The sequence below is a fragment of the Hydrogenivirga caldilitoris genome, assembly GCF_003664005.1.
Taxonomy (GTDB): domain Bacteria; phylum Aquificota; class Aquificia; order Aquificales; family Aquificaceae; genus Hydrogenivirga; species Hydrogenivirga caldilitoris.
This window is the reverse complement of sequence record NZ_RCCJ01000001.1, coordinates 1,323,938-1,347,885: the sequence shown is the minus strand read 5'-3', so window position 1 is coordinate 1,347,885 and position 23,948 is coordinate 1,323,938. Positions and strand designations below refer to the sequence as shown.

Sequence of the window (23,948 nt, the reverse complement as noted above, 5' to 3'; positions counted from 1 at the left end):
TTAGAATTAATGAATGCTCATTCAGGAGGGTGAGATGGGAACGAAGGTAGAGCTCAGCCGGAGAGAGGCGATAAAGCTGTTCTCTTTAGCTCCCGTAGCTGCGGCAGTGAAAACAGAAGAGGGGAAGAAGATAAAGTGGGCTATGTTCATTGACGTTGATAAGTGCTACGGTTGTATGGCATGTGTCGTTGCATGTGCGGCGGAAAATAACGTTCCTATTGAATCCTTCAGAACGTGGATAGAGAGACACGTGTTTGAGGACGGAAGGGTAGTTTTTGTTCCGAAGCAATGCAATCACTGCGAGAACCCTCCTTGTGTGAAACCCTGTCCAACAGGAGCCACCTATATAAACGAGGATGGGTTAGTTCTGGTCAACAGCGAGATATGTATAGGCTGTGCCTCTTGCGTTCAAGCTTGTCCGTACGGTGCGAGGTTTATGAATCCCGTAACAGGGACTGCAGATAAATGCACATTCTGCGTTCACAGGATTTACGAAGGAAGGTTACCCGCCTGTGTTGAGGCTTGTCCAACGGCGGCAAGAGTTTTCGGCAACATCTTAGACGAAGAAACAGAAGTTAGGAAGTACGTCAGTCATACACCCGTTCAGGTGCTCAAGCCCGAATACGGCACTAAGCCCAAGTATTTCTACAAAAACCTTCCTAAGGAGGCGGCAAGATGAGCTACTTTGCCTATCCTCACGGTTACCTTTACCCGAATGAGTTTTTTGAGCCGATTCTGTGGCTCCCGGTTATGGTTGCCTATACCTTGCTTATATCAATAGCTTCCGGTTCGGCTATTATCGGAGCTTTGGGTGTTATTACGCCGTGGACGTGGTTCAGGGAGAACAGGTTGTTCTTCCTAAAACTGGCGGCAGCCACCTCTCCCGTAATACTGCTCGGTCCTCTGGCAGATATAAGACATCCTGAAAGGGGAATATTCGTCCTTATTTATTCCCATATATTTCCATCAGAGACCCATCCGGGTTCCTCCCTCATAGCCATACTTGCCAACCTTTGGTTACCTTTTGTCCTATCTGTATGGGGAACCCTCTTCTTCCTTAAACGGAAGCCAGTGGTTTCAAAATTCTTGGCTTACATTGCCTTATTCCTTGGAGCTGTATGGTCTACCTACTACGCCGGTCTGCTCATAACTGCCGATACAAAGCTTTACCTTTACAACTTCCTTCCCCTTCTTCCCATGGGTTTTTTCCTTGGAGCGATACTCCTTTCCGTGAGCCTTTACGGTTTCCTTTCCGGAAGGATAAATTCCCTTTCCTCCAAGATTCTTTTCTGGACATTGGTTTCCTTCCTTTTCCTGAGAGCTCTTGAGGGCTTAAGACTTTTTATCCTTTTTGGAGGAACACCTCTACTGGAAAACGCTTCCAAAGTCTACTCAGGACTCAATACGCTTTCCCTTTTCCTGTTTCTCTTAGCTCTCGGCTTATCCTATCTTTCAACTTTCAAAGGGGTTTCCCTACTGAACTTGCTTTCTTCGGTCCTGACCATAATTGCCCTTGTCTTAGACAGGTGGAATATCGTTGTGAACACCCAGCTCGTTTCAAAAACAACGCTCACCACTTTAGACTACAACGTCCCTCTATCTCACTGGTTGCCGGAGGCTTTAGCCTTCTTCTTCTTCGCCTTTGGTCTCTACGCCCTGATATCTATGAAGGTTTTTGAGAGAAGGATCCTCGGAGGTGTGGAAAATGGCTGATAGAAGAGAGGTCTTAAAGGGAGCGATAGCGGGCGGTCTACTTGGTGCTGGCGTTCTGTCCTACCTTCCAGTCCTGAACAGAGTCTTCCGCCCCAAGTGGGAGCGTGTATTTCCTGATCCTCAGAGCGGGAAAGATGTTAGATATGTTTACTCCTCCTGTTTGGGATGTAACGTCAGGTGCGGCATAAGGGTCAGAGTGAGAAAGGTCGGAAACGAGGAGATAGTAGACAGGATAGAGGGAAACCCTTACCATCCCTACAACAGGGCTGCGAGCTTTGAAAAGCAGACGGTAAAGTACGATGCCCTCCCCTACTCAACACCCGTTAAGGAGGCATACAAATGGTTTGGCTCTTTGTGTCCGAGAGGTCAGGACGGCATACATTACCTTTACGACCCTTACCGTGTTCTAAAACCTCTTAAGAGAGCCGGTAAGAGGGGTAGTGGAAAGTGGAAGGTTATATCCTGGGAGCAGCTCATAAGGGAGATAGTGGAAGGTGGAGTGATTGAAGAGACGGGGGAAAAATTGCCCGGACTTAAAGACCTCTTCGTGTATGGGAAACTGAAAGAGGCTGGATTTGATGACCCCAACTCAATTTTAAAGGAAATGAAGGAAGACACAGAACGCATCCTTAAAAAGGCGAAGGAGGGGGAAGATCCAAAAAAACTCGTAGAGGAGTTCAAGGCTAAGTGGAGCAACATCCTCGGGGAGCGTGGCTTGAAACTTGAGGACATCCTTATAGATCCTGACAGACCGGACTTGGGCACAAAGGCAAATCAGGTCGTTTACATGAGGGGAAGGGGTCAGGGACATACGGATTACTTTTCAGCAAGATGGATCGCCGCCTTCGGAAGTGTGAACTGGCTCAGGCACACCTCAGCCTGTCAAAACGCATACTACACGGCAGACAAGCATATCTTTGGTTATCACGACATACAGGCGGACATCAGAAGCGCGAAGGTTGTGATAATGGCGGGCGCTTCCATGGGAAGGCTTCACCCAGGGGCTACAGGACAAGGTCTACTCATAGAGAGAGCCGTTAGGGGTGAGGTTAAGGTCTATTACGTGAACCCCGTAGCACCCAGAACCCTTGCCAGCGACAACATAGTTTGGGTTCCCATAAAGCCCAGCACCGACGGTGCCCTTGCCATGGGTATGCTCAGGTGGATATTTGAGAATGAGCGATTCAACAGGGAGTATCTGGAGATACCAAACGAGGAAAGCGCAAAGAGGAAGGGTTACCCGGTTCCTTCAAACGCCACATGGCTCGTAATAACGGAGGGACCGGGAAGTGGCGAATTCCTTAAGGCGAAGGACCTCGGACTTGAGGACTCGGAGACTCCTTTGGTCTTTTCCAACGGCGAGTTTGTACCAGCCGATAAAACTGAAAGAGCCGAACTCTTTTATGAAGGAGAGGTTTATATAAAGGGTGAGAAAGTAAAAGTTAAGACAGCCCTCCAGATACTGAAGGAGGAAGCCTTTTCAAAGAGTATAGAGGAGTGGTCCGATATATGCGGTGTTCCTGTGCACCTTATAGTGTCAATGGCGAAGGACTTTACGGACAACGCACCCTACAGCGCTACATACATACACAGAGGTGTAGCCATGCACCCTCAGGGGGAATACAACGTAATGGCTTACAGAATGCTGGATATACTGATTGGAAACTACCACAGAAAAGGAGGACTGCTGGCAAGGGCGGGACATACAAAGTACAACAAGTATATATACCATGTAGATAAGAAGAAATTTGGTGAGCCACCGAAATGGGGACCTCCCATAGATAGATGTAAATACGGCTACGAAAAAACCTTGGAGTACTGGATAAGGTTAAGGGAGGGTAAACCCTACCCTACTAAGAGACCCTGGTATCCCCTGTCAGCAGAGGAAAGTTATACAGAAATGTTCGCAGGTATGTTTTACTCCTATCCATATTCCATAAAAGCCCTTATACTCTTTTACGCAAACCCAGTCCTTTCTTCTAACTACGGGATAAAGTTCCTTGAAGTTCTCTCGGACCCTGAGAAGCTGCCCCTCTTTATAGGTATAACCACAACGATTAACGAAACTTTCATGTATGCGGACTACATAGTTCCCGACACCACCTACCTTGAGACGGGTACTTCGGGGATACAGTACCTTTACGCCACAAGCGGGGGTGTCCTCCTTGCAGAAGCGTGGCGTACGCCAGCAGTGATGCCCAAAACCGAAAAGATAGGAACCTGCCCCGACGGACACCCGAGATATGCGAGTTTCTGGGAGTTCTTTATAGACCTCGGAAAGTCTTTAGGTATGCCCGGATTTGGAGAGGGAGCCGTAAAGGGGCTAAAACACAACGAGGGGAGAAGCTATTCCCTGAACTGCTTCTGGGAATACATACTCAGGGTTTACGCTAACGGCGCCTACCACGCTATGGAGAGAGGGCTTGTCCCGAAAGATGTTCCTCCTGAAGAGGTTGAGTTTGTAAACAACAATTACCCTGTCGCTAAGTTCAGAGATATACTCTCGGAGGAAGAGTGGAAGTATGTGGCTTACTGCCTTGCAAGAGGTGGTGTGTTTACCGACTATGAAAGCTCCTTTGACGAGAAAGGCATTTCAAAGAGAAAAATACCCGAAAAGAGAAAGACTTACAAACATGTCCTTATGGTGTGGAGCGAGGATATCGCCAAAACCGTCAATACCATAACGGGAGAGAAGTTCTGGGGGGGAGCTAGGTACTACGAACCAAAACCCTTTGCCGATAATCGTTCGCTTCCGGACCTTTTCAAAGAGTATCCTTACAGACTTATGTTCTCAACAGGTCCCCTATACACCAAGCACAGGAGTCAGTTTTATTACTACATAGCTCAGATTACTCCTGAAAACTTCGCTGTTATTCATCCGGAGACCGCAAGAGAATTGGGTGTAAGTACAGGTGACGTTATTGAAGTTGATACACCAACAGGAAAATTGGAGGTTCCCGTTCTCGTGGAACCGACCGTTGAGAGAGGTTCAATTCACATACCCTACGGTTTCGGAAGATGGAGCGATACGGTAGTATCTAAACCCAAGTACTTTATCCCTAAAGAAGAAAAGGTTGCAAAGACGCTGCAAAACCTACCCGATAAGGTTGATATACCAGAAGAAGCTGTAAACCCTGTACGGAGCTTACCCAAAACGGTTAAAAGGATCCTCTTTACAAAGAGCCCAGCCCAGTATTATGAAAACGGTCTTTATCCGGACAAGTGGAGGTTCAACGGAGTATCGCCCAATCCCGTGGAGATGTACGACCCATCCCTGGATAAGTGGCCCCTCCTGAGCTGGCTTGGTGCTGCACAGGTTTTCTACTATACGCCTGCACAGGTAAAGGTTACCGGAAAAAAACACAAGTTTGAGGTCCCTTACCTTGTATGGTGATCCCTTTGAAGATATTCAGTTAGTCAGGGAGAGGCTTTCCCTTTACCTCTCCCTCTTCCTTTTACTTAAAGCTCTGGAAACGGGAGAAAGATTACCGGAGGAAGTGAAAGATTTTCTGAAGGAAAAGGAGCAGAAGCTATTGAGTTTGATAAAGAAGAGAAAGCTGTTAAAGGATAAAACCGTAAAGCTGAAGGCGAGATACCTTAAACCGAACGTTAAGGAGTTTTCCAGAGGGTTAATACCTAAAACATTGATGGAGTTTTACTCAAGAGAAGGATATGAGATAACTGATATAGAGCCGGATAGCCTCACGGCTATGTTTGGCTTTATAGCGGCAAAACTTCAGGAGGAGCTCTACCTCTTAGAAATAGGTAATTTTGCTGATGCTCGGAAAAACGAAATGGCTCAACTTAGATTCCTTAACACCCACCTTCTGCCAGTTTTAAGCAGTGCATCCTTATCCAAAGATTTATCCGAGGTAACGGAACCCATCCTGAGAATTGTAAGCGAGGACAGAAACCAGTTACTAAAGAGGGTTGTATCATCCTTCAATAAGGAGACCTAACCCTTTGAAAGCTCCGATTTTATCCAGTCTATAACCTTAACGGGGAGAGGCTCAAAGCCGTACTTACCCGCCAAATAGTAGCTCGCCCAGTCCCCAACGTGTATAAGGTGAAGGAGCCTCGCCAGATAAGAGTTCCCGTCCCCTCCGATAGCTATCGGGACTATCCCGAGGTCCTTAAGTAGTCTTATCGTCAGGTCAACCCTTCTCCTTACCCTGTCGTGGTCCTTGGGGTCAAACATGACCACAAAGGCACACTTTGACCTTATCTCGGCGTTGTCAAGACCTACCACTTCGTTGTGGTGCATCTCCGGGAGGGTGGCGAAGTAAGCTTGAGTCTTGGAGTTCTCGTTTATCTGCGTCTTCCACCTGAAGGCTGCCACCTCGGTCAGAGGCGTTGCGTAGATTATTGGGATATAACCGTAGAGCTTTTCTGCTATCTCCTCTCCCTTCTTCTTTATCTCTTCGTAGTTCTTCTCTATGTTTTCCCTTGCGTCCTCAAGCTCTTCCTTCTCTATTCCCAAGACCGCAAGAACCTTTGAGAGCATGTATCCGAGGGCATACCTGGGAGCAAACCCTTTGGGGACCTTAAGGTGAAGTACTCCGCTCTTTTCAGAGAGTTCCTCAAGTTTCCCGCCAGAGCTTATTGAGATTATGCTCGCTCCTCTTTTCTGAGCCTCTGCGAAGTTGCTCAGGGTCTCCTCCGTGTTTCCGCTGTAACTTATGCATACAACGAGGTGTTCCTCGCCGCTTATGTAGTTAGGGAGTCCGTAACCCCTGTGGGAGCTCGTTATTACCTTACATCCCTTGTGTTCCAGCCAGGACCTTGCTATGTCTCCCACTATTCCGGAGCCACCCATTCCGCAGAAGGTTATCGTGTGATATAGTGAGCGGTCTATATCAAGCTTCTCCCACTCAAGTTGTTTGGGAAAACTCTTGAGCATCTCCTCAGGACTCATCACACCCCTCCTTTCAAACGCCGTTCTATTATAACCTTTAACTCCTCCGACCTTCTCAGAACTTCCTCGTGGGGGAGAGTTGTCCTGAAGCCGTCCCCCTCAAAGTGGGTTCTCACACCCTCGTAAAACTCCACCACCTTCCTTATCGGAGGTTGCTGGGGTATCCCTATTTTCTCAGCTAACTTTGAGGCGGTGTAAAAGCCTACAGTCTGGAGTCTCGCTTCCTCCCAGATTGACTTTAGAATCCTCTTAGTCTCCATAGCTATCTCTTCCCTCTCATGAGCCTCCCTGTAAAGGAAATCGGTAAACTCCTCGTCCCAGAGCTCCCCGAGCCACATGGGACCTCCCACGTTGAACCTCGTCCCGCACACGGGGCAGTGCTCTTTAGTTTTCAGGATGTCAAAGACCGCTTCGCGGTTCATGCAGTTGAAGCAGTAAAGGACGTATCCGAACCGGTCTATGAGGGAGTTGGTCAGCCTGGCACCCCTGTCCTTGACGAAGAAGAGCTTGAAGTAGTGAAGGTGGGAGTAGGCGAATATCGGTATCATCGCTATATCATACTGGGCTGCGAGCTCTATGACCTTCTTTATGAGTATCCTTATGCCTACCTCGTGCTTGAACTCGTTCCTTAGAGGCTTTGCTCCGTATCTCCTTATACATGTTTTGGGATAAGTTCCAGAGAGGGGTGCGGTATCGGTGGCGGTCAGACTCAATATCCCTCCCCTCTTCATGCTCAGGGCTGCTGATTCTATGAAGGGAACAGGAGTTCCGAAGGGGTCTAGGTCAACGTAATCAAAACCAAAGCCCCAGCTTTTTCTAAGGAAGAAGTTGGCGTCCTCCCTGTGAATCTCATATTTCTCTGGAGAAATTTCATTCAGCCTGAAGTTCTCCTCCATTATCTTTGTTGCCTTTTCGTTTATATCGTTAGCGTAAACTTTACCGACGCAGTTGGTTTCTTTGATAAACCTTATCGCTCTTATACCGCTTGCAGCCAGAGGGTCTGCTACCTTCAGCTCCCTTCTCAGTTTCCTGCACAGATAATCCAAACCAAGGACTGCGAGGTCTCTGTTCACTCTCATTTTCTGGTTATAGAAGACGGGCATATCGGAGGAGACGATCTCTCTAAGTTCAGGGACGAATATCTGAGCTTTACCTTCTTGAATTGTTTTCATTCTTTTCTCATGGGGGTACCGGGAGTCGAACCCGGACGGCCGTGCGGCCCGCGGATTTTAAGTCCGCTGCGTCTGCCAGTTCCGCCATACCCCCTGACGAAGAGCTATATTATATTTTAAGACTTCCCCATGAGAGAACCCATAGTTGCTATAGGAACACCCTTTGGAGAAAGTGCCATAGGGGTCGTTAGGCTTACAGGTAAAGGTGTTTTAGAAATAGCTAAGAAATTCTTCAGAACCAATTCTGATATAAAGCCAAGGTATGCCCACTACGGCACCCTTACGGACGAGGAGGGGGAAGTGCTTGACGAAGGAGTGCTTATCTACTACAAAGCACCTCGCAGCTATACGGGAGAGGATATGATTGAGCTATCCCTTCACGGAAACCCCCTCATACTCCAGAGAGCCATAGAGCTGTTCCTTAGAGCGGGTTGCAGACTTGCCGAGCCAGGTGAGTTCACCAAGAGGGCTTTTCTCAACGGGAAGCTTGACCTTGCCCAGGCGGAGGCGGTCGCTGAACTCATATCTGCAAAAACCGAATTAGCTCGTAGGGCTTCCATGAGACAACTAAAAGGCGAGTTGAGCAAGTATGTGAACTCTCTCAGAGAAAGCCTCCTTGAGCTTTCAGCCTTTATAGAGGCGGATATAGAATTCTCGGAAGAGGATATCCCCACTTTAACCAGGGATCAGGTTATAGAGATGGTTAACAGGGTTATTGAAGGAATTGACCAGCTCCTGAGAACTGCAAAGGTGGGAAAACTCCTAAGGGAAGGAATGAAGCTTGCGATAGTCGGTAAACCCAACGTTGGTAAATCCTCCCTATTTAATGCCCTTCTGAAAGAGGACAGGGCTATAGTTACCGATATAGAGGGAACAACGAGAGACTATATAGAGGAGACCCTTAACCTAAGGGGTGTACCTGTCAGACTTATAGACACAGCCGGTATAAGGAGAGCTCATGACCCAGTTGAAAGGATAGGCATTGAAAGGAGTTTGAAGAAGATAGAGGAAGCTGATGTTGTCTTATTTGTGGTTGACGCTTCACAACCCATTGGTGAAGAGGACCTGAAACTTTACGAGCAGATCAAGGATAGGGACCTTATCGTGGTATTCAACAAGACCGACCTCGGAGATGTAGTCCCTCTTGAAATTTTTGAAGGACATTCTATAATAAAGGTTAGTGCCCTCAAGGGGTATGGACTAAAAAACCTTGAAGAGAAAATTCTCAAAAAGGCAGGAGCTTTAGCTCAAGAAGGATTAAACATCTATGTTTCAGTTAGGCATGAGGAACTTCTTAAGAAGGCTAAGGATACCCTTGAAAGATTCAGGGAAACCTATGAAAAGGAGTATATAAGTCCGGAGATAGCCATGCTTGATGTAAGGGAGGCGTCCGATTACCTGGGAGAGATAGTGGGTTACATAACTACCGAAGATGTATTGGGAAGTATATTTTCAAGATTTTGCATAGGAAAATAACAGGAGGACAGTATGCAGGAACTTCAGAAGATTTACACCCTTGAAGAGCTTAAGAGGTTTACTCTCCAGGAACTTCAGAAGCTGGGTAAGGAGCTTGGGCTTCAGAGAACTACAGGTCTGAAGAAGGAAGAGCTCATTGAGAGGATCTTGGGTGCCCAGGCTAAGGATGGTGGTCTGGTCTTTGTTAAGGGAGTCCTTGAGGTCCTCCCAGAAGGTTACGGTTTCATGAGGAGCGCCCAGAACAACTACATGCCAAGCTGGGAAGACGTGTACGTTGCACCTTCTCAGATAAAGAAGTTCGGGCTCAGGACAGGTGACACCATAGTTGGTTTTGCGCGCCTTCCGAAGGAGGGGGAAAAGTATAAGGCTCTTATAAAGATGGAGGCTGTTAACGGACTTACAGCTGACCCGGAAGTTCTAAGAAGTAGGCCTACCTTTGATAAACTGACACCTTACCACCCCACCGAAAGGTTTAACCTTGAATACGACCCAAGGGAACTATCAACCAGAGTTATAAGCCTGGTAGCGCCTATAGGTAAAGGACAGAGAGGTATGCTGGTGGCACCTCCCAAGGCGGGTAAAACTGTTCTGCTTCAGAAGATATCAAGGGCTTTGATAGAGAATCACCCAGAAGTTCATCTAATAATATTGCTGATTGATGAGAGACCCGAAGAAGTTACGGAGATGCGTAGGATTGTCGGTGACGGTGCAGAAGTCGTAGCTTCTACCTTTGATGAACCCCCTGAGAGACATATGCAGGTTGCGGAACTCGTTATTGAGAAAGCTAAAAGGCTTGTTGAGCTAAAGAACGACGTTGTGATACTCCTTGATTCAATGACGAGGTTTGCAAGAGCTTCCAACGCTGTTACCCCACCTACAGGAAGGGTGCTCTCAGGAGGTATAGAGGCTACCGCCCTTCAGAGACCAAAAAAGTTCTTTGGAGCAGCAAGGAATATAGAGGAAGGAGGCTCCCTAACGATAATAGCTACCGCCCTTATAGAGACAGGCTCAAGGATGGATGATGTTATCTATGAAGAGTTTAAGGGAACAGGTAACATGGAGATACACTTGGACAGAAGGCTTATGGAGCGTAGGGTTTTCCCTGCAATAAACGTAGAGAGATCCGGAACTAGAAAGGAAGAGCTCCTCGTGGAAGACTGGGAACTTCAGAGGATGTGGGTTCTCAGAAAGTTTCTCTCAACGATGGACCCTGTAGAAGCTATGGAGTTCTTGATAGACAAGCTTAAGAGATTTAAAACCAACAGGGAGTTTCTTAAAGCTATGAATGCATAGTATAATATTTAGCTTCAGGAACGGAGGTTTGAGATGAAGAGAGACATACACCCCGAACTTCAACCTACTACCTTTGTGTGCGGTTGCGGAAATACCTTCACCTTACTTTCCACTAAAGGGGGAACCATTCATGTTGAAGTGTGTAATCAGTGTCATCCTTTTTACACCGGCAAGTTAAGGTTGAAGCCGATGTTCTTAGAACTTGCTTCACCCGGTGAAAAGAAGGAAGGTTGATGCTCAAGAGAGAGCTTATAGATAAACTGGAGAAGCTCTCGGAAAAGTATAAAAGGCTTGAAGAGGAGTTGTCTAAATCTGAAGTCATCAAGGACATAGATCGCTACAGGGCACTCAGCAGGGAACATAAAGAGCTTTCTGAGTTGTACGAGCTTTATCAGGAGTACAAAAAACTCCAGAAGGAGTTAAAGGAGGCAAGAGAACTTCTTAAAAGCTCCGAGAAGGAGCTTAGGGAGTTAGCCCATGAGGAGGTTGAGAAGCTTCAAAAAGAACTCTCTGAAGTTGAGGATAGACTGAAACTCCTCCTTATTCCGAAGGACCCGAATGATTCAAAAAACGTGATACTTGAGATAAGAGCCGGTACTGGCGGAGAGGAGGCAGCCCTTTTTGTTGCAGATCTTTTAAGGATGTATCAGAGATACGCGGAGGATAAAGGTTGGAAGTTTTCCATTCTTAGTGCTAACAAAACTGGACTTGGTGGCTACAAGGAGGTCGTGGCACTTATAGAGGGTGAAGGAGCCTATTCAAGACTAAAGTATGAAAGTGGAGTCCACAGAGTTCAGAGGGTCCCTGCAACCGAGAGCGGTGGCAGGATTCATACATCAACAGCAACGGTAGCGGTTCTCCCGGAGGCTGACGAAACAGAAATTGAGATAAATCCTCAGGACCTTAAAATTGAAACTTTCAGAGCTTCCGGTGCTGGGGGGCAGTATGTAAACACGACGGAGACCGCTGTAAGGATAACCCACATACCCACCGGTATAGTTGTATCTTGCCAAGATGAGAGGTCCCAGTTTCAGAATAAACAGAAGGCTCTTAAGATCCTTTATGCAAAGCTCAAGGACTTTTATGAGCGCAAGAAGATGGAGGAGATTGCAAAGGAGAGAAAAGAGCAGGTAGGAACAGGTGAAAGAAGCGAGAAGATAAGAACTTATAACTTTCCTCAAAACCGGGTTACAGACCACAGAATAAATCTCACCCTTTACAAACTTCAGGATGTACTGGAAGGCAAGCTGGACGAGATTATAGATGCTCTGCGGGCAAAGGAGCTGGAAGAAAGGCTTAAGCTGGTTGAAACGGCTTAACTAACTTTGAAAGGTATGCTTATCCAGAGTTCCTCCCTCTCTTCCTCGTTTTTCTTAAGGGCCACATCAATACCTTCTGCATCAAATTGGGGGTATTTGGAAAAAAGAGATATAAGGTCTTCCTTTAATTTCTCAACCATACTTGGAGGGAGACCCTGCCTCTCGTAGCTCAGGACGAGCATAAGTCTCTGTTTTGCTACGTCCTTACTCTTCTTTCTAAAAAACGAGCCTATATTCAACAAGCCTTAACCTCCAAAAAACTTACTTAAAAATCCTTCTTTCTCCCCGTAGCGTTCAAAGGGTACTTCCTCGCCCAAAGTTCTCCTCGCTACGTCCATTATAGCCTTTGCAGCGTTGTATTTGGGATGTAAAACTATAGGTTCTCCTCTGTTGGTAAAGTCCACCAGCTTTTCCTCTTCGGGTATAACCCCTATAAGGGGAGCTTTCAGTATGTCAACTATGTCCTCCACTGAGAGCATCTCTCCTCTTTTTACCATTTTCCACCTTATCCTGTTAACTATGACCCAGTAGTCCTCTTTGTTCATGCTTTCAAGGATACCTATCACTCGGTCAGCGTCCCTTACAGATGAAACTTCTGGATTTACAACTATGTACGCTCTGTCTGCGGGAGTAACTGCTATCTTGAAACCCTGCTCTATACCGGCGGGGGAGTCTATTATTATGAAGTCAAAATCACCTTTAGATTTTATGCTATTTATAAGCTCCAACCACTTGTCGGTGTTTATTGCATCCTTATTCTTTGTCTGGTTTGCCGGTAAGAGGAAGAGGTTTAACCCCCTCTTATCCTTTACAAAAGCTTTTTCAGGGGGAATCCTCCCCTCCAGAACGTCAAGTATGTCGTAAACTATTCTGTTTTCAAGTCCCAGAATCATATCAAGATTTCTAAGTCCTATATCGGCATCTATAAGGAGGACCTTCTTTCCCAGTTTAGCGAGAGCCACTCCCAGATTGGCGGTGAGGGTTGTTTTGCCTACACCTCCCTTTCCCGATGTAACAACGATTACCTCTGTCATATCCCCACCTCTTAAACTTTCTCTAAAACTATCATACCATCTTCAACACGGGCTACTTCAGGGTAGCCTGGTGATACACGTTCTGATTCGTCGGATATGGCTATCTTCTTTCCTATCCTTATCTGTTGAGGTTCCATCTTCATAGCAACAACCACTGCATTCTCATCACCAAGAGCGCCGGCTATAGCTATACCCCTCAGCGCACCCATAATAATAATATTACCTACTGCTATCACTTCTGCATCTTTATTTACATCGCCCAGTACGAGAACATCTCCACCGTGCTCTACTTTTTGCCCTGACCTTAGGGAACGGTCAACTACCAGGAGTCTGTCGCATTTTGTCTCTCTTTGTTGGTCCCTGCCCATTCTGCTTATGTTTTCCAGGCTCATCTCTTTGAGAAAGCTCTCTAACTCTGGGAGCCAGTTTTCGGGTAACTCTTCAGCGTTCTCAAGGATAAAGTAACTTCCCTGAAATAGCTTTCCCTTCACTTTGCTCTTTATCTCTTCCTTTACAGAGTTCAGGTCCTTTGTTTCCTTTATCCTGATAGCTATTACAGGAAGGGTGACACCTTTTATCTCTACCACTGGAGAATATTATATCAATGGTGGTGATGGTGGTGCTCTAAACCCCCTTCTCTGTGCAGGAGAGGACACGAGGGAGGACAGGAGTACCCTTCCCTTTCAACCTGTATGGTGGTATGGTTTATCCCGTATCTTGACGCTACTTCCTCTATACTTTTGAGCACATCATTGCACGCTTCTATGTTGCTTACCACAACATGAGCTGTAAGCACCACGTTCCCGGAAGTTATTGACCATACGTGAAGGTCATGGACGTCAATTATTCCAGGGAGTTTTCTTATCTCCTCCTCTATCTCCTCCGGGTCAATCGCAGAAGGTACAAGCTCAAGGAGGACATTAAGAGAGTCCTTTATCACAGTGTAGGCTCCTGGAAGTATCAAAAGGGATATGGCTACGCTCAGTATGGGGTCTGCAAGGTAAAACTTCCACAGGGAAACAGCAATACCGGCTATTATTGCAGCTATAGAACCCAGAGTATCTGTAACAACATGAAGAAAAGCCGCTTTAATATTTATGTTCTCTTCGGCACTTTTAAAGAGCATGTAACCAGCCATTAGGTTTATCAGAAGACCTACACCTGCTATGGCTAACATCTGAGGACCAAGCACGGGTTCCGGATTTAAAAACCTCTGAAAGGCTTCGTAGGCTATGTAACCTATAAGTCCAATCAGGAATATTCCGTTCATAAGTGCGGCAACAACCTCTAACCTGTAAAGTCCGAAGGTCATCCTCTTTCCACGTGCCCTTTGGACTATGAGCTGGGCTATGAGAGCTATGAGCAGAGACACGCTGTCGGTGAGCATGTGCCCTGCGTCCGATAGGAGAGCGAGACTGTTGGTGAGAAACCCACCCACAAGTTCAACGAGGGCAAAGGAGAATACCAGAGCTAAGCTTATCCCGAGAACCTTTACGCTGTTTTTCCTGTCCATGCTAAAAATTTATCAGAATTGGGTTTTCAGAATATTATCGCCGTCAGGAAGTAGTCCGTTATGAGTATGAGCATTGAGGAGGTTACCACCGAATTGGTGGTTGCTCTGCCTACACCTTCTGTCCCACCCTCTGTGTAAAAACCGAAGTAACAGCTTACCGTGGCTATTATGAAACCGAACACTACAGCCTTATACAGCCCACCGAGTATATCGTAAAACTCCGTAAGGTCCACCATTTTTTGCCAGTACAGGTACTCGTTTACCTGAAAGAGCTTTGTTGCAACAACCCATCCCCCGAACATACCAGCGACGTTTGAAAGAACTGTAAGGAAAGGAACACCTATGGTGGTGGAAAACAGACGTGGTGTAACAAGGTACCTTACAGGGTTAACAGCCATAACTTCAAGCGCATCTATCTGCTGGGTGATCCTCATGGTTCCGATGTTAGCTGTCATAGCCGAGCCTACCCTTGCAACGACCATAAGGGAGGTGAGCACGGGCCCCAATTCTCTTCCCATGGAAAGAGCTACAACCGCACCTATCAAGTACTCCGCGTTGAACCTGTGGAACGTTGAATAAGTCTGAAGGGCTATCACCCCTCCGGTAAAGGTTGAGGTTACAAGAACAACCAGGGAAGTCTCCGCTGCTATGTAGGTAAACTGACTTACAAAGTGTTTAAGTTTGGGAGGTTTTCTAAATAAAAAGTACACAGCCTGAAGTGCTAGGAGAGAAGCCCTCCCAACTTCTTCGGTGAGTTTTACAAACCAGTTCATTTTAAAAATAGGATATCAGAAGCTTTTTACGTGTTTCATATAGATCTCAAACCGGCTTTTCACCTCTTCCATGAAATCGCCTCCGAGCTTCTCAAGAAGGGCGTCTGTAAGAACTATAGCCAGCATAGCTTCTCCAACAACGGAAGCAGCTGGTACTGCAACGACGTCTGTCCTTTCCTTGCCTGCACTGAGCTCTTCCTTCGTATCTATATCCACGCTCCTGAGGGGGTTTTTTAAGGTTGGTATGGGCTTCATTGTAACCCTCACCAGAATGGGCATGCCGTTGGTTATCCCTCCCTCTGTACCGCCCAGGTTGTTAGAATACCTGAAGTAGCCTCTCTCCGGGTCATAGCCTATCTCATCATGGACTTCAGAACCAAGTCTTGTAGCGGATTCTACACCAAGCCCTATTTCAACGGCTTTCATAGCCTGAATACTCATCATAGCCTGTGCTATCCTTCCATCTATCCTTCTGTCCCACTGGATATGACTTCCAAGACCAGGTGGAACACCAACTGCAAACACCTCAAACATTCCGCCGGCGCTCTCTCCTTTCTCCCGCACACTGTCTATGTACCTCTTGAATTCTTCGTCCTTTGAAGGGTCTGGGAATCTCAATTCCGATTGCTCGGCAAGCTCATGTCTTTTGAGAAGGTCCTTTTCTTCCAGTGGAAATGAGCACTCTCCGATGTTTATAACGTAGCTACCGACCCGTATGCCAAACTCTTCAAGAAACCTTTTACAGACGGCACCGATAGCTACCCTGGCTGCTGTCTCTCTTGCGGAGGCTCTTTCAAGAATATTTCTCAGGTCTCTCTGGTTGTACTTTATACCCCCCACCAGGTCCGCGTGCCCTGGTCTCGGTCTCTTAAAGGGAACTACGCTCTCCGTAGGTTCTCCCTCCACAGCCATCTTATCTTCCCAGTTTTTCCAGTCTTTGTTTTCTATCCAGAGGGTTATAGGGGACCCTATTGTCTTTCCAAAACGAACACCTGAGAGTATCTCAACCTTGTCCTTTTCAATCTTCATCCTCCCCCCACGACCGTACCCCCTCTGCCTCCTTTGAAGCTCCCTGTTTATATACTCTGTGGATATATCAAGGTTAGCAGGTATGCCCTCAAGGACAGCTGTGAGTCCTCTACCGTGGGACTCCCCTGCGGTTAGGAATCGGAGAACGCGAAGGGACATCTACTACTCTTTCGGGACGCGAACAGCCTTTACAACCTTGCCAGCTTTTAGACACTTGGTGCAGACGTATACCCTTTTTACAGTCCCATCGGGCAATCTGACCCTTAACTTGTGGACGTTGGGCTTGAACAGTCTGGGGTTCCTCTCTGCAGAGAAGGTAACTCTCCTTCCGTGCATAACTCTCTTACCGCATATCTCACAGGCAGCCATACTTTACCTCCAGAAGGTGAAATATTGTATCAGAAATCAGCCGAGATGTCTCCTAAAGAACTCAACTGCCAGATTCCAGGCATCCTTTGCGCAGCTTTCGTTGTAAACGTCAGGCCTCCTGTCGTTAAGAAAGGCGTGGTTCACACCCGGATAGACCTTCGCTTGAGCTTCAACGCCGTTCTTCCATACCCCTTTGAAAAGGTCTATTACACTGTCGTTGTCCACAAACTCATCGTTCTGTGCCATGATAAAGAATATTGGAACTTTTATCGTATGCGGGTCAATTGGGGCAAGCTGGGGCAATCCGTAGAAAGGAACGCTCGCGTCAATCAGCTCAGGAAACTTGCTTGCAAAGTACATAGAAAGGGTTCCACCGCAGCAGAAACCCGTTACACCAACCTTTGCTGGTTCTGTTATGTCCAGGTTTTTGAGGTATTCAACACTCGCCCTGAACATAGCATCCACTTCGTTCATCCTGTTCTGAAACATATCCGTCATAAGCTTGCCCGCATCGTCCGGATTATCTGCACTTTTGCCTTTGTACAGGTCTGGGGCAAAGGCTACAAATCCTTCCCCTGCAAGTTTATCTGTGAGCTCCTTTATGTTTGATAGGGGAGAATCCAGTCCCCACCACTCATGTATTATCAAAACCGCAGGTCCTTTGTTTGAAGGCTCTGCCAGGTATCCGGTAACTTTCACCCCACTAACCTCAAACTCTACATTCCTTCCCATACCTGTTCCCTCCTTTCATAATTTTACATGAACATAGGTGTAGTAAAAGTTTTGTTCAACACCACTTGAGAGTTTTGTTCCATGCTCTAGAATCTGACCTTCAAAGGTCTCCTTGACCCTATTAAGGAACTCTTTGTGAATGGGGTCATCTATCTTTTGGGAATACACGCTTACGGCAAGCCTATCCTCCCCTAGCTGGACTACAGACCCGACAAGTTCACCTCTGCAGAAGAAAAGGCTTTTACTGTCCTTCTCCTCCTGCTCAAGACCCTGACAAGCTTTCTCTAATAGCTCACCTAAAAGCTCTTTAGCTCTTTCTCTCTTGTTCACAACTCTCCTCCAGCCTAACCCTTCCCTTCTGAGTTTCCAGTTCTTTGCCAGGCTCGTAAAGGCTTCTTAAAACGTATCCCAGAGCAAGGCTGCCTTCGGAGTTTAGAGAGGTTATTATGCCCACAGCCTTATTTCCAACCTGGAGCTTATCTCCCTCTGAGATCTCACCCTCTAACCTTACCATCCTTGTGAGTACCCTTGGAGTCCTTCCCCTGAAGTAAACCCGTGCTATGGCTTCTTGCCCCACATAGCATCCCTTGTTCATGTCTATAGCGTAGTTTAAAACCCCAGCTTCTAAGGGAGAATATCCTTCCCCGAGTTCTTTGCCGATCTTAGGTACACAGTTTCTGATCCTCTCATCCTCAAACTCTTTTTCATGAATAGATTTATCTTTGGGCAGTATCTCTCTTACATGCGACAGGTCTCCCATGAGGTCGTAGCCTGTCTGCCTCAACCTCAGCGGATTCTTGGCTATTATTAAGCCGTCAACCTCTTTAAAGTGTAAGTCTTCAAGCTTTGTGTTGAAGTTGCTCTCTATAAATTCCGAGCTTCCCTCACCGAAGATGAAAATGTGTTCCATTTCAGAGGTCAAATCCTCAAAGAAGACCTTTAAAGAGAGCTTGAGGCGGTTGAACTCTTCTATAACCTCATGGGCAGGCTTCTCCGTATCAAGTATGTAGTACTCTCCTACCCTGTAAACAAAGAAATCACCTACAGGCTGTCCGTTCTGTTTTAACCATAGGTTGTAGTTAAAACTTCCTGGCTGGAGCGCCTTTATGTTATTGGTAAGAAGGCTGTGCAGGAAATGGGTGTGTTCCTCTGGCGCTGTCATACCCTTCATAAGGATTTTTACAGGTTTTCCGAATACCTTTATCTTGCTCCTGTTGAGCTTTATCCACCTCATTGAAATGACTTTACCATTTCAAGAGCCTTCTTTCCATGACGGGGACATACTCAAAAACCATGTCTTCTCCAAGCCTATAGCCTTTCCTGAGCTTAAGGTTCAAACAGTCGCTTATCCTTTCAATTCCTAAACCGCTCAGGGATACTCCTTCTCCCAAGAGTTTGGGAGCTTGAAATAAAACCAGTCTGTCCCATAAACCCTCTCTTATAAAGGTGCTAACCGTGTAAGCTCCTCCCTCTACCAGGAGGTGAAGTATATCTCTCCTTGCAAGTTCTCCCAGAAGCTCCGTGAGGTCAATTTCCTCCATGTGAAGCAGTTGCACCCCCAACCTTAGCAGTCCTTCCTCCTTGCTGGGTTTTCGCTGTGAGAAAACGACAAGGGTCTGAGCTATACCATCACGGACGAGGTCAGAATCAATGGGTATGTCAAGTTCCGGGTCAATGACCACCCTTGTAGGCTGCCTCTCAAAGGGTATATGCCTGACCGTTAAAGAGGGGTTGTCCCTCAGGACCGTGTTTATACCTACAAGTACAGCGGTGGCTTCAGCTCTTAGCCTGTGAGCAAAGCGCCTGCTCTGAGGGGAGCTTATCCACTTACTGTCCCCCGATAGGGTAGCTATCTTTCCATCTACTGTCTGGGCAAGTTTAAGGGTAACGTAAGGTCTCTTCTTTGTCACGTATGTAAAGAAGTCTTCGTTCAGCTCGTAAGCTTCCCTTTCAAGTACACCTGTAACGACCTCTATGCCTGCCTCCTGGAGTTTCTGGATGCCCTTTCCTCTCACCATGGGGTTCTGGTCCTGAACCGCTACGACAACCTTCTTTACCTTTGCCCTTATGAGTGCATCTGTACAGGGGGGAGTTCTGCCAAAGTGGGTACAGGGTTCAAGGGTCACGTAGACTGTTGCTCCTTCGGCTCTATCTCCAGCCTGCTCTAAAGCTACAACTTCGGCATGGGGGTACCCAGCCCTTTCATGGTATCCTAGACCGACTATCTCCCCTTCCCTCACCACCACGCAACCTACAGTTGGATTTGGATGGGTCAGACCTTTCCTCCTCCGGGCGAGGGAAAGGGCAAGGGACATGTAACCGGCTTCATTCATTTAGCTGATTCTTCCATTATTTCTCTTACGAGCTTCTCTACCTCTTGAGCTATACCTTCAAGCTCCTGCTCGTTAAACATGTTAAGCATTTCTGTGGGTGCGATAGTGCTGAGGATGGTTTTACCACCCTGCTCAAATATTGCTACCCTACAGGGCATAGCCGTTGATATGTAAGGATTCCTTGACAGAACCTGGCTCGCTGCTCTGGGCTGGCATATCTCAACTATCACGCAGGAATAGTTTATGGGCTGTCCTTTGCTCTCAAGTATCTTTGTAACTTCGTGGGTGCTCATTACACCGAAACCTTTAGCCTTTGCTGTTTCTTCAAGTTTCTGTCTGACCTCTTCAACGCTTTTGGCGCTCTCAACGTTTATGAGCATTTTCTTACCTCCTTAGGTTTTGAAGTAAATCCAGGTATATTTTATCAAGTAGGTCGTCAATCGCTCTCCTTCTCGGTATATCTCCAAGTCCACCGCTTACCAGTGAGTAAGGCACAACCCCGCTGAGAGAAAAACTTCTATCCCCAACCACCACTTCAAAGGAAAGGTTTAAGTTGTAAGAACTGACTCTCTGTTGTGGTGTGTAGGCTATGGGGGTTTCTTTGAAATTTTTTATACGTATGAGTATCCCCTTAGCATCACCTTCACACCTTAACTCTCCACCTATTTCAAGGACAGCCTTTTCCACGGTCTTTAGGAGGGCGTAGTTCAGATAGGGCTCTCTGGTATCGTTTTCCACCCCCTTTATACAGAAAGGTTCTGAGAAGACGAGACTGAAGTATAAAGCTAACGCTAAAGGGATTACCCGCATCTGAACCTCTCCCTGAGCTTCTGGGCTACGAAGGGGTGAACAAGCTCTTCCAGTTCTCCACAGTAGGAGGCTATATCCCTGACTATGGTTGAGCTTATGTGTATGTATTCCTGGGAGGGCATCATGAACACAGTTTCTACCTGGGCGAGTTTGAAATTGGTCATGGCTATCTGTAGCTCGTACTCAAAGTCTGTGAAAAGCCTTACCCCCCTGACTATTATGTCCACCTTTTCTTTCTTCATAAAGTCAACCAGTAAAGAGTCAAATCCTTTTACCTCAACCTTGTCACCCATAGGTTTGGTCATCTCACGGAACATCTCCAAGCGCTCCTCCAGTGGGAAGAGGATGTTCTTCCTCGGGTTCTTTGCAATAGCCACAACCACCTTATCAAACAGCTTTAGACTTCTTTCTACTATGTCAAGATGTCCCAGGTGAGGCGGGTCAAAGGTTCCCGGGTACACAGCTTTTTTCATTCCTTTTTCCTCCAGAAGGATAAAGCGGTGTCTCCGTAAATCCTAACCTCATCAGCTTGGAACTCCTTCCTCTTGTCGTGCTCAAGGATAAAGAGCCCTCCGGGGGCAAGAGCTTTTAAAGATTTATGTATAAGGAGCTCATACTCCTCAAAGTTGTAAGGTGGATCAGCGAATATTATGTTGGGCTGGATATCAAGTCTGTCAAGGACTTTCAGAGCATCACCTCTTATAACCTTTCCCTTTGCCTTCTTCTTTATCTCAAGTACCCGACTCGGGTTCTTCTCTACGTATATTACCTGTGCACCTCTCCTTTCAGCCTCAAGCCCTATCTGTCCTGTTCCAGCGAACAGGTCAAGGAATGCCAAATCTTCAATATTCCCAAGTATGTTGAAAAGGGCGTTTTTTACCAGGGAAGAGGTGGGGCGGAGTTTTTGAACCCTTCTTGTCTTTTTCACAAAAAGAGATTATACTGTATATTTGCTTTTTAGGAGGTATTCAGCCATGAGCTGCTTTATGTTTTTCAAGCTTTTCCAAAACTTTTCAAGGGAGGATAGGAAATGGCAAAGACCCTCGGACTGCATATCCTAGCGGACCTTTACGGTGTTGACGCGGAGCGTATTGACCGCGTAGAGGATATCAGAAACCTTTTGGAGACCGCCGTTAAGGTCGCCGACCTCACAAAAATATCATCTCACTACTACCAGTTCCAGCCCCACGGAGCTACAGGAGTTGTCCTTCTTGCCGAATCTCACATATCAATTCACACATGGCCGGAGCATGGTCTTGCTACCATTGATGTGTACACCTGCGGAGACCCGTCCAAAGCTTACAGGGCTATGGAGTACATAGTTAATACCTTGGAGCCTAAGAGGGTTGACAAACAGGTGCACGAAAGGGGTATAGTTGGTGAGCACAGGCAGTCCGAGGAACTGCGAAGTATACTGTTGAGCGCCTGACGTTTAAACTATGGTTGGGGGGAGGAGGTATCCTTTCCTTCCCTCTTCTTCCCTATAAACTCTACGAACTCAAAGGGGAAAGGGAATATTACGGTTTTAGTGTTCTGCAAACCTATTGTGTGTAACGTCTCAAGGTATCTTAGCTGTATGGCTATAGGTTCTGTTGCGAGTATCTTGGCAGCATCAAGTAGTTTCTGAGCAGCTTGAAACTCCGCTTCAGCGGATATTATCTTAGCCCTTCTCTCTCTTTCCGCCTCAGCCTGTCTCGCTATAGCCTTTCGCAGGTCTTCAGGCAAGTCTATCTTCTTGAGCTCAACAGCTGTAACCTTGACACCCCACGGGTCTGTCTGCCTGTCTATTATCTCCTGAAGTCGGAGGTTTATCTGTTCCCTCTGGGCTAAGAGCTCGTCAAGCTCCGCTTCACCGCAGACACTCCTCAGGGTGGTCTGTGCTATCTGGGAGGTAGCGTAGAGGTAATCTTCAACTTCAATTATCGCTTTGATAGGGTCAACAACCCTGAAGTAAACGACCGCATCAACCTGGACTGAGACGTTATCTTTCGTAATTATGTCCTGGGTCGGGACGTCAAGGGTTATCGTCCTGAGAGACACCCTGACTATACGGTCAATTATAGGTATTATGATTATCAGTCCGGGACCTTTTGCTCCGATAACTCTCCCCAAACGGAAAACAACTGCCCTTTCGTACTCAGGTATTATCTTTATTGCAGCGAGCAAGAAGATTATTACTAATATAACGAGGACAACTATCGGGGAGAAAATCATGGCAAACCCTCCTATGTACTTGAATATGTTTCCACCCATGGCTATAGCTAAGAACACCGCCACGAATATGAAAAAGGGTAAGGCTTCAATCAAACCTCTCATTTTCAACCTCACGTGTGGTACTCTGCATTTATTCTCACATACTCATAACCTATGTCTGAGGAATAGTAAGTCCAGGAGTTTCTGCCTTCGTTTAAGTCAATAACAACCTCTATCTCCTTTTCCTCTTCAAGATATCTCTTTGCCATGCTTCCCGCTTTTGGGTGAGGTTTTCCGTCGTATAAGAGATGCCCCCCTATGTAAATCTTCATTGAAAAAGGATCAATGGGGAACTCGGTGCTTCCGGCTGCTGCGGCTATCCTTCCCCAGTTAGGGTCTCTGCCGTACATAGCGGTTTTGACCAAGAGTGAGTTTGCGACAGCCCTGGCTATCTCCCTAGCCTTCATCTCAAGGGTTGCCCTCTTTACGGTGACCTTTATGACTTTTGTCGCCCCTTCTCCGTCCTCAACTATCTTCTTTGCAAGGTTTTCCGTAACTTCAAAGACCTGAGCCTTCACATCTTCTGGGTTAGCCTGAACTTCTCCTAAGGCTATCAATCCAAAGCTATCGTTGGTACTTTCACACCCGTCCACGGTTATAGAGTTAAAGGTTCTTTCGTTCACATCTCTGTGTATCTGCCTCAAGGTTTCATAATCCACATCCGCTTTGGTAAATACAAAGGCAAGCATAGTTGCCATAGACGGAGCTATCATTCCTGCCCCTTTAGCGAAACCAAAGGTCTCAAGCTGTTCCTTTTTCACAAAATCAAACTTTGGGAAGCTGTCCGTTGTAGATATCGCTTCCGAAGCCCTCTCCAGGTCTAAGGGCTCTAGGATAGAACAGGCATCATCTATTGCTTTTAGAACCCTGTCAATGGGCAGAGGTTTACCTATTATTCCCGTGGAAAAAACTAGGACTTCGTCGTGCTTTATATCAAGTTTCTGGGCAACCTGGCGTGCCATGAGCTCGGCGTGCATAATCCCTTCCTCTCCTGTGCCACAGTTCGCATTCCCGCTGTTTATAACGAGAGCACTGACTTTCTCTGTCCTTTTGGCTACCCTCTCAGAGTAAATCACAGACCCTGCCTTGAAGTAGTTATCGGTAAAAAGGAAGGAAGACACACATGGGTAGGGCAGAACCACTACCAGTATATCGGGTTTGCCAGACTCCTTGAGTCCGGCTTTTCCAACGCCCATAAGGATATCGGGCATATG

28 protein-coding genes and 1 tRNA gene are annotated in these 23,948 nt (G+C 46.7%); 9 read left to right on the top strand and 20 right to left on the bottom strand.

Annotation, left to right across the window (positions count from 1 at the left end):
• Window positions 1-13: 13 nt before the first annotated feature.
• Genes BCF55_RS07335 through BCF55_RS07320 form a run of 4 tightly spaced genes read left to right on the top strand, consistent with a single transcriptional unit; the run spans window position 14 to window position 5,672 of the window.
• Window positions 14-679 carry a 4Fe-4S dicluster domain-containing protein gene (locus BCF55_RS07335; protein ID WP_211322888.1) on the top strand — a complete coding sequence of 222 codons (666 nt, stop codon included), beginning with the start codon at window positions 14-16 and terminating at the stop codon, window positions 677-679.
• Window positions 676-1,713, top strand: a complete 1,038-nt coding sequence (locus BCF55_RS07330) for a hypothetical protein (RefSeq protein ID WP_121012162.1) — start codon at window positions 676-678, stop codon at window positions 1,711-1,713. Before BCF55_RS07335 ends, BCF55_RS07330 begins: the two co-directional genes overlap by 4 nt.
• The gene (locus BCF55_RS07325) at window positions 1,706-5,107 is read left to right on the top strand and encodes a molybdopterin-dependent oxidoreductase (protein ID WP_121012159.1); all 3,402 of its coding nucleotides are present in this window, start codon (window positions 1,706-1,708) and stop codon (window positions 5,105-5,107) included. Before BCF55_RS07330 ends, BCF55_RS07325 begins: the two co-directional genes overlap by 8 nt.
• Complete coding sequence (locus BCF55_RS07320; RefSeq protein ID WP_121012156.1) at window positions 5,097-5,672, top strand: hypothetical protein; 576 nt, start codon at window positions 5,097-5,099, stop codon at window positions 5,670-5,672. The genes BCF55_RS07325 and BCF55_RS07320 overlap by 11 nt, the downstream gene beginning before the upstream one ends.
• Here the strand turns inward: BCF55_RS07320 and BCF55_RS07315 are convergent.
• The 3 genes from BCF55_RS07315 to BCF55_RS07305 all read right to left on the bottom strand — a co-directional run bounded on the left by BCF55_RS07315 (window position 5,669) and on the right by BCF55_RS07305 (window position 7,894).
• Window positions 5,669-6,628 carry a bifunctional phosphoglucose/phosphomannose isomerase gene (locus BCF55_RS07315; protein WP_121012153.1) on the bottom strand — a complete coding sequence of 320 codons (960 nt, stop codon included), beginning with the start codon at window positions 6,626-6,628 and terminating at the stop codon, window positions 5,669-5,671. The genes BCF55_RS07320 and BCF55_RS07315 overlap by 4 nt on opposite strands.
• On the bottom strand, window positions 6,628-7,800 hold the full coding sequence (locus BCF55_RS07310; RefSeq protein ID WP_121012149.1) for a tRNA (guanine(10)-N(2))-dimethyltransferase: 1,173 nt from the start codon (window positions 7,798-7,800) through the stop codon (window positions 6,628-6,630). The genes BCF55_RS07315 and BCF55_RS07310 overlap by 1 nt, the downstream gene beginning before the upstream one ends.
• 10 nt (window positions 7,801-7,810) lie before the next feature.
• Window positions 7,811-7,894, bottom strand: a tRNA-Leu gene (locus tag BCF55_RS07305).
• Between the two features lie 35 nt (window positions 7,895-7,929).
• On the opposite strand from BCF55_RS07305, the gene mnmE reads away from it, so the two are divergent.
• The 4 genes from mnmE to prfA are packed head-to-tail and all read left to right on the top strand — an operon-like array spanning window position 7,930 to window position 11,888.
• Complete coding sequence (gene mnmE / locus BCF55_RS07300; RefSeq protein ID WP_121012146.1) at window positions 7,930-9,276, top strand: tRNA uridine-5-carboxymethylaminomethyl(34) synthesis GTPase MnmE; 1,347 nt, start codon at window positions 7,930-7,932, stop codon at window positions 9,274-9,276.
• 12 nt (window positions 9,277-9,288) lie between these two features.
• Window positions 9,289-10,569: a transcription termination factor Rho gene (rho, locus tag BCF55_RS07295; RefSeq protein WP_121012143.1), complete on the top strand. Its 1,281-nt coding sequence runs from the start codon at window positions 9,289-9,291 to the stop codon at window positions 10,567-10,569.
• A gap of 33 nt (window positions 10,570-10,602) precedes the next feature.
• Entirely contained in the window at window positions 10,603-10,803 is a 201-nt protein-coding gene (gene rpmE / locus BCF55_RS07290) for a 50S ribosomal protein L31 (protein WP_121012140.1), read from the top strand.
• Window positions 10,803-11,888: a peptide chain release factor 1 gene (prfA, locus tag BCF55_RS07285; protein ID WP_121012137.1), complete on the top strand. Its 1,086-nt coding sequence runs from the start codon at window positions 10,803-10,805 to the stop codon at window positions 11,886-11,888. Before rpmE ends, prfA begins: the two co-directional genes overlap by 1 nt.
• On the opposite strand, the gene minE is transcribed toward prfA, so the two are convergent.
• From minE to BCF55_RS07210, 15 genes are read right to left on the bottom strand one after another with little or no spacing between them, the layout of a single operon-like run.
• Window positions 11,885-12,127, bottom strand: coding sequence for a cell division topological specificity factor MinE (gene minE, locus BCF55_RS07280; RefSeq protein ID WP_211322887.1), 243 nt, complete (start codon window positions 12,125-12,127; stop codon window positions 11,885-11,887). The two genes, prfA and minE, sit on opposite strands and share 4 nt — an antisense overlap.
• Before the next feature lie 6 nt (window positions 12,128-12,133).
• Entirely contained in the window at window positions 12,134-12,922 is a 789-nt protein-coding gene (gene minD, locus BCF55_RS07275) for a septum site-determining protein MinD (RefSeq protein WP_121012131.1), read from the bottom strand.
• Between the two features lie 11 nt (window positions 12,923-12,933).
• Window positions 12,934-13,509, bottom strand: a complete 576-nt coding sequence (minC, locus tag BCF55_RS07270; RefSeq protein ID WP_121012128.1) for a septum site-determining protein MinC — start codon at window positions 13,507-13,509, stop codon at window positions 12,934-12,936.
• Between the two features lie 14 nt (window positions 13,510-13,523).
• Window positions 13,524-14,435, bottom strand: coding sequence for a cation diffusion facilitator family transporter (locus BCF55_RS07265; RefSeq protein WP_121012125.1), 912 nt, complete (start codon window positions 14,433-14,435; stop codon window positions 13,524-13,526).
• 26 nt (window positions 14,436-14,461) lie between these two features.
• Entirely contained in the window at window positions 14,462-15,208 is a 747-nt protein-coding gene (locus BCF55_RS07260; RefSeq protein WP_121012122.1) for an MlaE family lipid ABC transporter permease subunit, read from the bottom strand.
• 15 nt (window positions 15,209-15,223) lie between these two features.
• The gene (gene aroC / locus BCF55_RS07255) at window positions 15,224-16,396 is read right to left on the bottom strand and encodes a chorismate synthase (protein ID WP_121012119.1); all 1,173 of its coding nucleotides are present in this window, start codon (window positions 16,394-16,396) and stop codon (window positions 15,224-15,226) included.
• A gap of 3 nt (window positions 16,397-16,399) precedes the next feature.
• Entirely contained in the window at window positions 16,400-16,606 is a 207-nt protein-coding gene (rpmB, locus tag BCF55_RS07250; protein ID WP_121012116.1) for a 50S ribosomal protein L28, read from the bottom strand.
• Window positions 16,607-16,642: 36 nt separating this feature from the next.
• Complete coding sequence (locus BCF55_RS07245) at window positions 16,643-17,338, bottom strand: dienelactone hydrolase family protein (RefSeq protein WP_121012113.1); 696 nt, start codon at window positions 17,336-17,338, stop codon at window positions 16,643-16,645.
• A 15-nt stretch (window positions 17,339-17,353) separates the two neighbouring features.
• Window positions 17,354-17,668 carry a hypothetical protein gene (locus BCF55_RS07240; protein WP_121012110.1) on the bottom strand — a complete coding sequence of 105 codons (315 nt, stop codon included), beginning with the start codon at window positions 17,666-17,668 and terminating at the stop codon, window positions 17,354-17,356.
• On the bottom strand, window positions 17,646-18,572 hold the full coding sequence (ygfZ, locus tag BCF55_RS07235) for a CAF17-like 4Fe-4S cluster assembly/insertion protein YgfZ (RefSeq protein ID WP_121012107.1): 927 nt from the start codon (window positions 18,570-18,572) through the stop codon (window positions 17,646-17,648). Before ygfZ ends, BCF55_RS07240 begins: the two co-directional genes overlap by 23 nt.
• A 10-nt stretch (window positions 18,573-18,582) precedes the next feature.
• Window positions 18,583-19,671 (bottom strand): bifunctional diaminohydroxyphosphoribosylaminopyrimidine deaminase/5-amino-6-(5-phosphoribosylamino)uracil reductase RibD, encoded by a 1,089-nt coding sequence (gene ribD / locus BCF55_RS07230; RefSeq protein ID WP_121012104.1) that lies wholly within the window; start codon window positions 19,669-19,671, stop codon window positions 18,583-18,585.
• The gene (locus BCF55_RS07225) at window positions 19,668-20,051 is read right to left on the bottom strand and encodes a DUF302 domain-containing protein (RefSeq protein ID WP_121012101.1); all 384 of its coding nucleotides are present in this window, start codon (window positions 20,049-20,051) and stop codon (window positions 19,668-19,670) included. The genes ribD and BCF55_RS07225 overlap by 4 nt, the downstream gene beginning before the upstream one ends.
• 4 nt (window positions 20,052-20,055) lie before the next feature.
• Complete coding sequence (locus BCF55_RS07220) at window positions 20,056-20,481, bottom strand: hypothetical protein (RefSeq protein WP_121012098.1); 426 nt, start codon at window positions 20,479-20,481, stop codon at window positions 20,056-20,058.
• A complete protein-coding gene (gene coaD / locus BCF55_RS07215) occupies window positions 20,472-20,954 on the bottom strand; it encodes a pantetheine-phosphate adenylyltransferase (protein ID WP_121012095.1) in 483 nt (160 codons plus the stop codon). Before coaD ends, BCF55_RS07220 begins: the two co-directional genes overlap by 10 nt.
• Complete coding sequence (locus BCF55_RS07210; protein WP_121012092.1) at window positions 20,951-21,409, bottom strand: RsmD family RNA methyltransferase; 459 nt, start codon at window positions 21,407-21,409, stop codon at window positions 20,951-20,953. Before BCF55_RS07210 ends, coaD begins: the two co-directional genes overlap by 4 nt.
• A 102-nt stretch (window positions 21,410-21,511) precedes the next feature.
• Here BCF55_RS07210 and speD point away from each other — a divergent pair, with 102 nt between their 5' ends.
• Window positions 21,512-21,910, top strand: coding sequence for an adenosylmethionine decarboxylase (speD, locus tag BCF55_RS07205; RefSeq protein WP_121012089.1), 399 nt, complete (start codon window positions 21,512-21,514; stop codon window positions 21,908-21,910).
• Window positions 21,911-21,918: 8 nt separating this feature from the next.
• Here the strand turns inward: speD and BCF55_RS07200 are convergent, their stop codons facing one another.
• On the bottom strand, window positions 21,919-22,797 hold the full coding sequence (locus BCF55_RS07200; RefSeq protein WP_170144768.1) for a slipin family protein: 879 nt from the start codon (window positions 22,795-22,797) through the stop codon (window positions 21,919-21,921).
• Window positions 22,798-22,805: 8 nt separating this feature from the next.
• Window positions 22,806-23,945: a bifunctional glutamate N-acetyltransferase/amino-acid acetyltransferase ArgJ gene (gene argJ, locus BCF55_RS07195; RefSeq protein ID WP_121012086.1), complete on the bottom strand. Its 1,140-nt coding sequence runs from the start codon at window positions 23,943-23,945 to the stop codon at window positions 22,806-22,808.
• Window positions 23,946-23,948: the final 3 nt, after the last annotated feature.

Coding starts and splice junctions, on each gene's coding strand:
- BCF55_RS07220 (WP_121012098.1), bottom strand. CDS start 20,481: ATGCGGGTAATCCCTTTAGCGTTAGCTTTATACTTCAGTCTCGTCTTC.
- BCF55_RS07310 (WP_121012149.1), bottom strand. CDS start 7,800: ATGAAAACAATTCAAGAAGGTAAAGCTCAGATATTCGTCCCTGAACTT.
- ygfZ (WP_121012107.1), bottom strand. CDS start 18,572: ATGAGGTGGATAAAGCTCAACAGGAGCAAGATAAAGGTATTCGGAAAA.
- BCF55_RS07225 (WP_121012101.1), bottom strand. CDS start 20,051: ATGCTCATAAACGTTGAGAGCGCCAAAAGCGTTGAAGAGGTCAGACAG.
- coaD (WP_121012095.1), bottom strand. CDS start 20,954: ATGAAAAAAGCTGTGTACCCGGGAACCTTTGACCCGCCTCACCTGGGA.
- ribD (WP_121012104.1), bottom strand. CDS start 19,671: ATGAATGAAGCCGGTTACATGTCCCTTGCCCTTTCCCTCGCCCGGAGG.
- BCF55_RS07260 (WP_121012122.1), bottom strand. CDS start 15,208: ATGAACTGGTTTGTAAAACTCACCGAAGAAGTTGGGAGGGCTTCTCTC.
- rho (WP_121012143.1), top strand. CDS start 9,289: ATGCAGGAACTTCAGAAGATTTACACCCTTGAAGAGCTTAAGAGGTTT.
- prfA (WP_121012137.1), top strand. CDS start 10,803: ATGCTCAAGAGAGAGCTTATAGATAAACTGGAGAAGCTCTCGGAAAAG.
- aroC (WP_121012119.1), bottom strand. CDS start 16,396: ATGTCCCTTCGCGTTCTCCGATTCCTAACCGCAGGGGAGTCCCACGGT.
- BCF55_RS07245 (WP_121012113.1), bottom strand. CDS start 17,338: ATGGGAAGGAATGTAGAGTTTGAGGTTAGTGGGGTGAAAGTTACCGGA.
- rpmB (WP_121012116.1), bottom strand. CDS start 16,606: ATGGCTGCCTGTGAGATATGCGGTAAGAGAGTTATGCACGGAAGGAGA.
- rpmE (WP_121012140.1), top strand. CDS start 10,603: ATGAAGAGAGACATACACCCCGAACTTCAACCTACTACCTTTGTGTGC.
- BCF55_RS07335 (WP_211322888.1), top strand. CDS start 14: ATGCTCATTCAGGAGGGTGAGATGGGAACGAAGGTAGAGCTCAGCCGG.
- BCF55_RS07325 (WP_121012159.1), top strand. CDS start 1,706: ATGGCTGATAGAAGAGAGGTCTTAAAGGGAGCGATAGCGGGCGGTCTA.
- BCF55_RS07315 (WP_121012153.1), bottom strand. CDS start 6,628: ATGAGTCCTGAGGAGATGCTCAAGAGTTTTCCCAAACAACTTGAGTGG.
- minD (WP_121012131.1), bottom strand. CDS start 12,922: ATGACAGAGGTAATCGTTGTTACATCGGGAAAGGGAGGTGTAGGCAAA.
- BCF55_RS07265 (WP_121012125.1), bottom strand. CDS start 14,435: ATGGACAGGAAAAACAGCGTAAAGGTTCTCGGGATAAGCTTAGCTCTG.
- mnmE (WP_121012146.1), top strand. CDS start 7,930: ATGAGAGAACCCATAGTTGCTATAGGAACACCCTTTGGAGAAAGTGCC.
- BCF55_RS07330 (WP_121012162.1), top strand. CDS start 676: ATGAGCTACTTTGCCTATCCTCACGGTTACCTTTACCCGAATGAGTTT.
- BCF55_RS07200 (WP_170144768.1), bottom strand. CDS start 22,797: ATGAGAGGTTTGATTGAAGCCTTACCCTTTTTCATATTCGTGGCGGTG.
- argJ (WP_121012086.1), bottom strand. CDS start 23,945: ATGCCCGATATCCTTATGGGCGTTGGAAAAGCCGGACTCAAGGAGTCT.
- speD (WP_121012089.1), top strand. CDS start 21,512: ATGGCAAAGACCCTCGGACTGCATATCCTAGCGGACCTTTACGGTGTT.